Origin of the sequence: Massilia sp. CMS3.1, assembly GCF_051262535.1 — a bacterium.
GTDB lineage: Bacteria > Pseudomonadota > Gammaproteobacteria > Burkholderiales > Burkholderiaceae_D > Telluria.
Genome location: NZ_JBIMES010000037.1, coordinates 1 through 10,095, shown reverse-complemented (window position 1 = coordinate 10,095; position 10,095 = coordinate 1). Strand labels below are relative to the sequence as shown.

At 54.1% G+C, this 10,095-nt stretch carries 8 protein-coding genes; all 8 read left to right on the top strand.

The genetic code is table 11. The annotated features are described in order from the left end of the window. The first annotated feature begins 181 nt into the window (after positions 1-181). The 8 genes from ACHAC9_RS23965 to ACHAC9_RS23930 all read left to right on the top strand — a co-directional run bounded on the left by ACHAC9_RS23965 (position 182) and on the right by ACHAC9_RS23930 (position 10,036). Positions 182-1,531 (top strand): ABC transporter substrate-binding protein, encoded by a 1,350-nt coding sequence (locus ACHAC9_RS23965; RefSeq protein ID WP_435764235.1) that lies wholly within the window; start codon positions 182-184, stop codon positions 1,529-1,531. Positions 1,532-2,631: 1,100 nt separating this feature from the next. Further along, on the top strand, positions 2,632-3,960 hold the full coding sequence (locus ACHAC9_RS23960) for an ABC transporter substrate-binding protein (RefSeq protein WP_435764233.1): 1,329 nt from the start codon (positions 2,632-2,634) through the stop codon (positions 3,958-3,960). Positions 3,961-4,027: 67 nt separating this feature from the next. Continuing rightward, positions 4,028-4,930: a branched-chain amino acid ABC transporter permease gene (locus ACHAC9_RS23955; protein WP_435764230.1), complete on the top strand. Its 903-nt coding sequence runs from the start codon at positions 4,028-4,030 to the stop codon at positions 4,928-4,930. 1 nt (position 4,931) lies between these two features. Then, a complete protein-coding gene (locus ACHAC9_RS23950) occupies positions 4,932-5,891 on the top strand; it encodes a branched-chain amino acid ABC transporter permease (protein WP_435764228.1) in 960 nt (319 codons plus the stop codon). After that, complete coding sequence (locus tag ACHAC9_RS23945) at positions 5,888-6,670, top strand: ABC transporter ATP-binding protein (protein WP_435764225.1); 783 nt, start codon at positions 5,888-5,890, stop codon at positions 6,668-6,670. Before ACHAC9_RS23950 ends, ACHAC9_RS23945 begins: the two co-directional genes overlap by 4 nt. Further along, positions 6,667-7,386, top strand: a complete 720-nt coding sequence (locus ACHAC9_RS23940; RefSeq protein ID WP_435764222.1) for an ABC transporter ATP-binding protein — start codon at positions 6,667-6,669, stop codon at positions 7,384-7,386. The genes ACHAC9_RS23945 and ACHAC9_RS23940 overlap by 4 nt, the downstream gene beginning before the upstream one ends. Continuing rightward, positions 7,383-8,537: an iron-containing alcohol dehydrogenase gene (locus ACHAC9_RS23935; protein WP_435764220.1), complete on the top strand. Its 1,155-nt coding sequence runs from the start codon at positions 7,383-7,385 to the stop codon at positions 8,535-8,537. Before ACHAC9_RS23940 ends, ACHAC9_RS23935 begins: the two co-directional genes overlap by 4 nt. Positions 8,538-8,581: 44 nt before the next feature. Continuing rightward, positions 8,582-10,036 (top strand): NAD-dependent succinate-semialdehyde dehydrogenase, encoded by a 1,455-nt coding sequence (locus ACHAC9_RS23930; RefSeq protein WP_435764218.1) that lies wholly within the window; start codon positions 8,582-8,584, stop codon positions 10,034-10,036. Positions 10,037-10,095 lie beyond the last annotated feature (59 nt).

Genomic DNA, 10,095 nt, shown 5'->3' with positions numbered 1-10,095 from the left:
CCGCGACAAAACCCAAATTCGCACGGTCGAATCACAATGATGCATTATTCGGGGACTGATGCTAGGCTGCGAACCAGACTATGACTTTACCGAAACGACTGAGCGCTGGATTTGGCCAGATGTCAAGAGCTAATTTATCGGACACAACCAATCTATGCATATTAGAAACTTCAACGCGCGAATGAGAAAGCCCATCATACTGTCGCTGATCTGGGCAGCAATCGGTGTGTCTGCTCCCGCCCACGCTGGCGTCGAACTCGGGGCCAGTAGCAACCAGGCCCATGTTTCCATCGGATGCATGTACCCTCTTGCGGGACGCGCAGCCATTTATGGACGCGATAGCATCGCAGCGATGAGGCTAGCATTGGCTGACCTTCGGACTGCGCTCGCGCCCCATCCTGTTCCTAAGCTCCGTATCCTCGTAGAAGACGATCGTTCCAAAAATTCGGTCGCCCTCCGAATTGCTGATGATTTCGTAACACATAAAAAAGTCAAGTTTCTCTGCGGCGTTGTTTCTTCAGGTGTAGCGCAGGCGGTTAGTCGTTTTGCTAAAAGAAGAAAAGTTATTTTTATCGGAACAGACAACGCTAGTTCTCGATTGACAATGGAGGACTGGCATCGCTACTACTTTCGTGTTACAAATGATACTTGGATATCAATGGCAGCCGGAGCTAGGTATCTTTCAGATTTGCAGGCCGAGAAGAAATGGGCGCGCCTCGCCTACATTGGGCCGGACTATGAATTAGGACATGCCGCCTGGGTAGATTTTGCGGAATCACTTAAGCGGCAAGGTGTCCAGTATACGATGACGGTGCAGTTATGGCCTCGCTTGTATGAGCCGGATTACACGGCTTATATTCAGCAACTTGTGGCCGCAAAGCCGGATGTGGTGGTCACGACGCTGTGGGGAGGTGACTTCATCGCGTTCGTCAAGCAGGCAAACGTCGCTGGGCTCCTTGAAAAATCAATCATCGCTAATTTCGATAGCGGTGCAAACTACGACTTCCTCAGCACCTTTGGTGATTATTCTCCGAAGAATCTAGTGCTTTCAGCGCGGCATCTGAACAACTGGCCTGACACACCGGCCAACCGCAGGTTCGTCGAGGCTTTCCATCGAACTGAAGGACGTTACCCGACCTATGCGGCGGCGGGAGCGTACGCCGGTGTCATGGCAATTGCTCGCGCAGTTTCTTTGGCAGGTGCCAGTGCAGATACTGAACGCTTAGTTGGTACGCTGGAGGGATTGCGTGTGCCTTTGCCAAAAGACCCCGAAGGGTTTATCTCGTACATCGACCCCAAGACACACCAGATCGTTCAATCTCAGGCAGTAGGCGAGCTCGTCCCCGATCTGCGATATCCTCCCGCCAGAGTCGCCGTAGGGAGGTTCCGCGCATACGCCGCCGAGGATTTGAAGCCTCCGCTCGATCTCGTCAAGAGGCGATGGGAAAATGCCTATTTTCGATCCAAAGAGTTGCCAAATACTGCCGTCAGCAAAAGCGTTGCAGCGCCCCTACACCTACCAAAACCATAAGCGTATCCTTTAAACGCGCTCCCACGATTTCATCTAAAACTGGAAACCTCGCCGCGCCTTCAATTTGCATTGAAACATAGCCGGAAACGGGCGCTGTGTCACGCATCGACAACACCGGTGCCCCAAAGGAAGGCATTGTTGCTACCTATGTGTAGCCTTCCAGTTCATCAGCTCTGCCCTCAAATGACCACGGCATTGCGGCCGATACCGCGCCAGCGGTTATGCGCGATGGTGCTACCAAAGCACGCCGCCCATCATTGCGGCATTTCGCCAGCGACGTGGCAGATATGTGGGAATTTACATCAAGCCAGGGCTGCCAATTCATCTGAGACAACTTACAAATCCGGCAATACATGCTGCGGGTCCTGCCTCGCGGCGCGGCACCGCACGGCCCACGTGTAGCCTGAGGCCCGATAACAGAGCGACTTAGAGCAAGCAACTGTCGGGAGAGAGTTCTACTTCAAGCTGCTGTCCTCCCTGCGGCATCAGCACGTGCATCTTCTTGGCCGCGCCAGTAACGTTGGCGTGCGTGACCGAGCGCCCTGAAGGTGCGACTTATTCAGAACGCAACCGAAAGAGCTGAATCCGCTCAGCGAACGCCCACTGCCGCTCCGCTCAGAGCGGAAACCGCTCGCAATAAAAAGCTTGTCGATAAAGCACTTTTTTCGATGCGATTGGCGGTGAGAGTGGGATACGGCGAACAACTCATAAAAATCCGGATACATTTTCCGGTCATAGGTGCTGTGTAAAGGCTGGCATGGAATTTGCAACGGGATCCGTAAAGCACCGAGTTGAAAATTCTCAAACTTGGAAATAACAACTTATGAGACAAGCTATGACTATTCGACACGCAAGCGTGCAGGTGTGGGCAGTTTGGATGCTCGCATTTGCGCCTCCTCCAGCCCCTCGATGTAGCGCCGTCAACCGCGCATTTGGCTGTCGGTACATGCAGCGCCGATTCCGCCGGCCGTATTCCACCCGTACTAGCTCGTCAACCGGCGCTGAGTCGGAGCTGATTTCTGGCCACTGAAATTACCAAGTCCCAATATGGGCGACAGTTTTACCACGTACCTACGCAAATAAAATACCAGGAGATAATCATGAACCAAGAAAAGACAACGACGTACCCCCTCGCTCAGCGCGGAACGCTTCGCTACATAGCCCTTACAGCCTTGCTGGCCGGAAGCACTGGACTGAGTCACGCGGCAGACAATGGAAAATTCCGAATCGGCGTTGTGACGTTCCTTTCAGGTGCTGCCGCTGGCCCGTTTGGCGTGCCAGCCGCGAACGCGGCCAAGCTAACGGTGGATGCGCTTAATGCTGGACAGTTACCTGCGCCATACAACAAAAAGGGCATTAATGGTCTCGACATCGAAATAGTAATGATTGACGAAAACGGTGGGGCCACCAAACAGTCGGAAGAATTTCGCAATCTAGTGCAACGCGCGAAAGTCGACGCAGTGGTCGGTTACATCAGCAGCGGAGATTGCCTTGCCATTGCCCCGGTTGCCGAGGAGTTGAAAATGCCTACCGTCTTATTTGATTGTGGGACGACAAAGCTCTTCGAATCGCTGAAAAGTCCCAAATATGTCTTTCGGACAAGTACTGACACAGCGGTGGACAGCATCGCTGCCGCGCGGTATCTGTTTGAAATGCGTCCTCAAATCAAGACCGCTGCGGGCATTCAGCAAAATTATGCGTGGGGCCAGGATTCCTGGACCGATTTTACCCTTGCTATGAACCAGTTGAAGCCGGCGATGAAAATCGTCAGTGAGCAATGGCCTAAGCTTGGTCAGGGACAGTACGGCGCCGAGATCTCAGCCTTGGCGGTTGCCAATGCAGACGTAATTCACTCAAGCATGTGGGGAGGCGACATGGAGGCGTTTGTTCTCCAGGCAGGCGCACGTGGCCTTTTCGAGCGTAAGGTACTTCTCCTTGCTGCAGGTGAGACCGGCATTTCGCGATACAAAGACACGAGTATGGATGGAACGATCATTGGAGCGCGAGGAGCATTTGGCGCCTTTGCTCCAAAGAACACACTGACCAATTGGTACAAAACTGCTTACGTTGGGCAATTCAAACTAGAGCCGACCTATCCCGCACATCACATGGTTCAGGCGCTGCTGGCTTTGAAAGCCGCTGCCGAAAAATCTGGCAAGACCGGTATGCCGACATCTGATCAGATTATTACGGGATTAACTGGCCTTGTCTTCGAGTCGGTATCCGGAACGGTAAAGATGGATAGGGCTGGTGGACATCAAGCCTCGCAACAGACAGCGATGGGGGAGCTCCGTTTTAATGTCAAAACGGGAAAGGTCGAAGTGACCCAAGTGAAGGTCTATGCCGCCGACTGTGTCACACCGCCCGACGGTGCTGTGGCTGTAGAGTGGATCAAGTCCGGATTCGTTGGCGCCAAATGCGGAAAATGAACTGGGTGCGGCCCGAGGGCCGTGACGGCACGTCGTTAAGACGTGCACACCGAATTCTTGGTGACATATGACAAACCTCATTGCAATTCTGTTTGACGGGGCGATCTACGCGTCCTGGCTATTTCTGGTGGCCGCCGGAATGACGATTATCTACGGTGTGATGCGTGTTCTCAACATGGCCCATGGAAGTTTCTATGCCATCGGCGCTTATAGCGCAGCATCCGTGGTTACCTGGTATTTCCAAGCGCAGCACGGGAGCCCGTACTGGAGTTACGCGCTGCTTTTGCTTTGCGCGCTGGTGGCCGGAAGTTTTATTGGACTCCTTATCGAGCGAGGACTGCTGCGCTATTTGCAAGGTAAAGACGAAGTATTGATGGTCATCGTGACTTACGCTCTGTTGCTGATTTTGGAGGATGTCACGAAGTTTATCTGGGGCGTTGATCCGTATTTTGCAACTCAGCCGTATAGCCTCCTGGGTCGCGTCAATGTGAGTGAGGGGTTGCGGTTTTCGACCTACGACCTGGCGTTGATCGGCGTGTCACTCGTAGTCGGACTGGGCGCATGGTTTGCACTAAATCGGACTAACCAAGGTCGACTACTGCGCGCACTCATTCATAACCGGGAGATTGCGGTTGCAATGGGCGTCAATGTGAACGCCATGTTTACTGCAACATTCGTCATCGGTGCTGTCTTGGGCGCGTTCGCCGGCGCAGTTACCGCGCCAGCCATCTCGGTTGTTCCAGGGATTGGCGTGGAAATCGTTGTTCTAGCATTCGCCGTCGTTGTCGTCGGGGGACTGGGTAGCGTCGGCGGAGCGGCGGTTGGTGCGGTGCTACTGGGAATGGCACGCTCTATAGCGGTTCACATTGCCCCGGAAATGGAGCTCTTTGTCATCTACGGTGTGATGTTCCTCGTTCTCGCGATTCGTCCGCAAGGCTTGTTTGGACAAACTCTGGGAAGAAAGATTTGATATGAAAGCATTGAAAACAAGTTCCTGCACGACTTGGGGGATTATCGCCAGTGGTAGCGCATTAATGATTGCTGCGCCAATCATGCCTGCTTGGTTGACTTTTCTTCTGACGCTCTCGTTCGCAAAAGCGCTGGTGGTCCTTGGCGTTGTGATGCAAATGCGCGCCGGGTTGGTGAGTTTTGGCCAAGCGCTCTATTACTGTGTTGGTGGCTATGGCGTGGGGCTGGGTGCACAGTTCCTCGGAATCACTGACGCCTTCGCACTATTGGCTTTGAGTACCTGCGTAGCTGTGATTCTTGCGCTGATATTCGGCTCGCTGCTGACGCGATTTCGAGAAATCTTTTTCGCGATGTTGACTTTAGCGCTTTCCATGATTCTTTACGGGGTCTTAGTTAAAAGTTGGGCACTTGGTTCAACGGATGGATTCAACATCGCAAACGTCTTTTTTTTGGGGTGGGAAGCACCGGAGTCGCAATACAAGCTCGTGTTGTATCTGTTGACTGTTTTTATTGCAGCGATCGCTGCAATAGTTATCCAGCGTTTCCTAAATAGCGATTGGGGGCGAGCTCTGGAGGGCGTTCGAGAGAATGAAATCCGTATCGATTATCTTGGGCTCTCGTCAAAGAATCTTCTGTTCTTCAACTACGTCTTTGCGGCGGCAATCTCTGCACTCGGTGGTGGTCTCACCGCACTGGCGGCTGGACACATCGATCCCGACATGGCACTGTGGACCACTTCCGGAGAATTTGTTCTTATCGCGATCCTAGGCGGTACGAGTCATGTGGCTGCGCCTTTCATCGGTGCGCTTGTTTTTGCACTTATTCGAACCTTCGCAGTCCAGCACGCGCCGCATTTTTGGCAGCTAACGATGGGTTTGGTGTTGTTGTTACTGGTGCTGTTTTTGCCCAAGGGCATATGGAGCGTGGTCGCGCGCTTAAAACTTAAGGGAGCGAACGCATGATGCCGCCTGTCATTCTCGAAACTCGATCACTCATGCGCACCTTTGGTGCCGTTGTGGCGGCAAACGATCTTAATGTCACAATCAAGCAGGGTGAGATCGTGGGTGTCATTGGAGGTAATGGCGCCGGTAAGACTACGTTCATCAATATGGTAACAGGTTATCTTCCCCCTAGCAGTGGCGAGATCCTGTTTGAGGCTCACTCCGTTGTTGGTATGGCGCCCCGCGAAATAACGCGGCGCGGTATGGCACGTTCATTCCAGGTCGCCCAGCTTTTTCCGCAACTCAGCGTGGTCGAAAACGTGATGATCGCGCTGGTTGCCGCTCAAGGTAAGCGTCCGGCAATCTGGAGCCCCATGTACACCGGCGAAAGACACGCGCAGGCGCTCGACATCCTCGATGAATTTAGTGTGAAGCAGTTTGCCTATCTACCCGTGAGTTCCGTTCCTCAGGGCGTTAGAAAGCTTGTGGATATTGCGATGGCGCTTGTGTCCCGTCCACGGCTTTTACTCTTGGACGAGCCCACCAGTGGTGTCAGCTCCGAGGAAAAAATTGAACTCATGGACACAGTTATGCGAGCCGTCAAGAAGCAGTCGTTGACAGTGCTATTTGTGGAGCACGATATGGACATTGTTACTCGCTATGTCAGCCGGATCCTGGCGTTTTACAGCGGGGAAATCATTGCCGATGGCTCGGCGCACAAGGTAATGAACGACACGCGCGTGCAGGAACTAGTAACTGGACGCCATCTCAATAGCGACACTACGGAGGTTACAAGGTGAATGCACCGATTACTCGCCCATCCTCTGCCTTTGTCGAATCGACTTCGGCTTTGAACATACGTGGCTTAAATGTCAGCATTCAAGGCATTCCAATACTTCGCGATGTCAGTATGCAAATGCCTGCGGGCAGCATGGCGGGGCTGATCGGACGTAATGGCGCCGGCAAGACGACTCTCATGCGCGCCATTATGGGTCTTCTGCCAAGAACGACGACCCAGATTGAGGTGCTTGGGCATGACTTGCGGGGTCTCCAAGCACATCAACTGGCCCGATTGGGTATCAGCTATATGCCCGAGGACAGGGCGCTGATCCCTTCTTTGACAGTAGAGGAAAATATCATGTTGCCGGCTTGGGCCAACGCGATCACGGATGCCCCACAGCGTCTGAGCTGGATCTACAAGTTGATGCCGGAAGTTCGAGAGTTCAGCAACCGCCGTGCATTACTCCTGTCGGGAGGGCAGCAGAAGCTGGTGGCACTGGCCCGGGCGTTGATGCCAGGACGCAAGTTGCTACTCTTAGATGAACCTTTCGAGGGCGTCGCTCCGGTGCTTTCACGGCGACTAGTGGAAGTGATTGCCCAGTTACGCGAGCAGGGGCTGTCGGTGATTCTTAGCGAGTCGGACGATCGGCATTCATCGGATCTGGTGGACTTGGCATTTCATATCGAACGGGGCGAAGTTTTGGCTCATTCAACATCCTCGGGAGCAGCAACATGACGAGCTTTGTATTTGAAACCGCTCCTCGCATCATCTGCGAGCAGGGTGGTATCCAGCGCCTAGGGGCACTGGCGCTCGATCTCGGGATGCAGCGGGTGTTTCTGGTGACGGATGCCGGTTTGATCAAGGCCGGGCTGCAAGTAGATGCCATTCAAGCGCTATCTGAGGCAGGACTATCGGTGACGGTGTATTCCGATGTGGCTGCCGATCCTCCCGAAGGGATGGTTGAGGCGGCGGTGGCGGCGGCAATAGCAGCGAAGGTGGATGGCATCGTGGGGATTGGCGGCGGCAGTAGCATGGATACCGCGAAACTCGTGGCTCTGTTGGCGTGCAGCCCCCAAGCGCTGGAAGATGTCTACGGGGTAGATCGTGCACGCGGTCCGCGTTTCCCATTGATCCAAATACCGACGACGGCTGGCACCGGCTCCGAGGTCACCCCGATTTCCGTTGTTACCACGGCCACGCAGGAGAAAAAAGGTGTCGTCTCTTCTTTGTTGTACCCCGATTTGGCCCTACTGGACAGCCAACTGACGCTCGCTCTGCCCCCTGCAATCACAGCAATGACAGGTGTCGATGCGATGGTCCATGCCATTGAGGCATTCACCTCTAAGCACAAGAAAAACGCCTTCTCCGATGCGTTGAGCGTAAAAGCGTTGCAACTTCTGTTCAAGAACATCGACGCGGCGGTCATCGACGGTAGCGATGCAAATGTACGCGAAAACATGCTGGTGGGCTCGCTGTTGGCAGGAATGGCATTTGCTAACGCACCCGTAGGGGCAGTACATGCCTTGGCCTATCCATTGGGCGGCCACTATCACTTACCGCACGGTTTGTGCAACTCATTAATGTTGAATGCGGTGCTGGAGTTTAACTTTGCTGAGGCAGAACGGTTATACGCCTCGTTGGGGCGCGCAATCCTCCCAGGGCTTGGACAGGTAGCCGATCGACAGACGGCGCGTGCATTCGTCGATGCGATGGCCAAGAAAGTATCAATCATGCCCTACGCCCAATCGCTTGGTGAGGTCGGTATTACAGAAAAGGATCTGCCTATGTTGGCGCGAGATGCGATGCAAGTCCAACGGCTATTGCAAAACAATCCGAGGGAAGTCAGTGAGACCGATGCACTAGCTTTGTACCGCGCGGCACTCTAATACATCTCTCCCGATGCTTATCACTTAACTTACGGAATACAATCATGACACTGACAAACCAAAACCTGCTGCGAACACAAGCGTTTATAGATGGGCAGTGGATTGCAGCCGACGACGGCGCCACCCACGTTATCCACGACCCCGCGACCGGACAAGAGTTAGCCCGCGTGCCCGACCTCGGGGCGGCTGAAACGACGAGGGCCATTGCCGCCGCCAACACGGCACTACCGGGCTGGCGCGCGCGCAGTGCCAAAGATCGCGCCGCAGTGCTCTTGCGATGGTTTCGCCTCATCATGGAGAACCAAGAAGACTTGGCGCTGCTCATGACGATGGAGCAAGGTAAGCCGCTGGCGGAAAGTCGAGGCGAGGTCGCCTACGGTGCTTCCTTTATCGAATGGTTCGCCGAGGAAGGAAAGCGCACTTACGGCGACGTGATCCCATCGCCTAGTGTTGACAAGCGCATGATCGTTCTCAAGCAGGCAGTGGGCGTATGCGCCGCTATCACGCCATGGAATTTCCCCATCGCCATGATCACCAGAAAGGTCGGGCCAGCGTTGGTTGCGGGCTGTACCATCGTAGTCAAGCCTGCTGAAGCAACCCCCCTGTCCGCCTTGGCTCTGGCGGAATTGGCACAACGTGCAGGTGTCCCCGCAGGTGTCTTAAACATTATCACCACTGCGCGACCGGCGGTAGTGGGCGAGATCCTTACCAGCAGCCCCTTGGTACGCAAGCTGTCATTCACCGGCAGCACCCAGGTCGGAAAACGCTTGATGGCCGCCTGCTCAGGGACAGTAAAGCGCCTATCTCTTGAACTAGGCGGGAATGCTCCGTTCATTGTTTTTGAAGACGCCGACCTCGATGAAGCGGTCAAAGGGGCTCTGGCGTCTAAGTATCGAAATGCCGGACAAACTTGTGTCTGTGCAAACCGATTCCTCGTTCATGACAGCATCTATGACGAGTTCGCGGAAAAACTGATTGCGGCGGTCAAGGCGATGACGGTTGGGAATGGTAGAGTCGAGGGTGTACATATTGGTCCCCTCATTAACGCCGCAGCAGTTGGCAAGGTAGAAGAGCTGGTTGCCGACGCAGTATCGAAAGGCGCTAAGGTATTGCATGGTGGAGCTCGACACTCAGAGGGTGAGAATTTTTATACTCCAACTGTGTTGGGGGACGCACTGTCGAACATGCGTCTAACTCAAGAAGAGATTTTTGGCCCGGTAGCACCCCTGATGCGGTTCAGCACCGAAGCCGAGGCAGTGCGCTTGGCCAACGACACACCGTTCGGGCTGGTCGCCTACTTCTATTCACGTGACGTACAACGAGTCTGGCGTGTGGCCGAGCAGCTCGAGTGCGGCATGGTTGGCATCAATGAGGGCTTAATTTCGACCGAGGTCGCTCCGTTTGGGGGAATGAAGGAAAGCGGGAATGGCCGAGAAGGCTCACGTTACGGCATCGACGAATATTTGGAACTAAAGTATCTTTGCCTTGGCATGAAATAAAAATCATGTCTTACCTCGAACTTCAACCGACAAGGTAATGGTACTGTCAAGTTGTTAAG

Coding starts and splice junctions, on each gene's coding strand:
- ACHAC9_RS23960 (WP_435764233.1), top strand. CDS start 2,632: ATGAACCAAGAAAAGACAACGACGTACCCCCTCGCTCAGCGCGGAACG.
- ACHAC9_RS23965 (WP_435764235.1), top strand. CDS start 182: ATGAGAAAGCCCATCATACTGTCGCTGATCTGGGCAGCAATCGGTGTG.
- ACHAC9_RS23935 (WP_435764220.1), top strand. CDS start 7,383: ATGACGAGCTTTGTATTTGAAACCGCTCCTCGCATCATCTGCGAGCAG.
- ACHAC9_RS23950 (WP_435764228.1), top strand. CDS start 4,932: ATGAAAGCATTGAAAACAAGTTCCTGCACGACTTGGGGGATTATCGCC.
- ACHAC9_RS23945 (WP_435764225.1), top strand. CDS start 5,888: ATGATGCCGCCTGTCATTCTCGAAACTCGATCACTCATGCGCACCTTT.
- ACHAC9_RS23955 (WP_435764230.1), top strand. CDS start 4,028: ATGACAAACCTCATTGCAATTCTGTTTGACGGGGCGATCTACGCGTCC.
- ACHAC9_RS23930 (WP_435764218.1), top strand. CDS start 8,582: ATGACACTGACAAACCAAAACCTGCTGCGAACACAAGCGTTTATAGAT.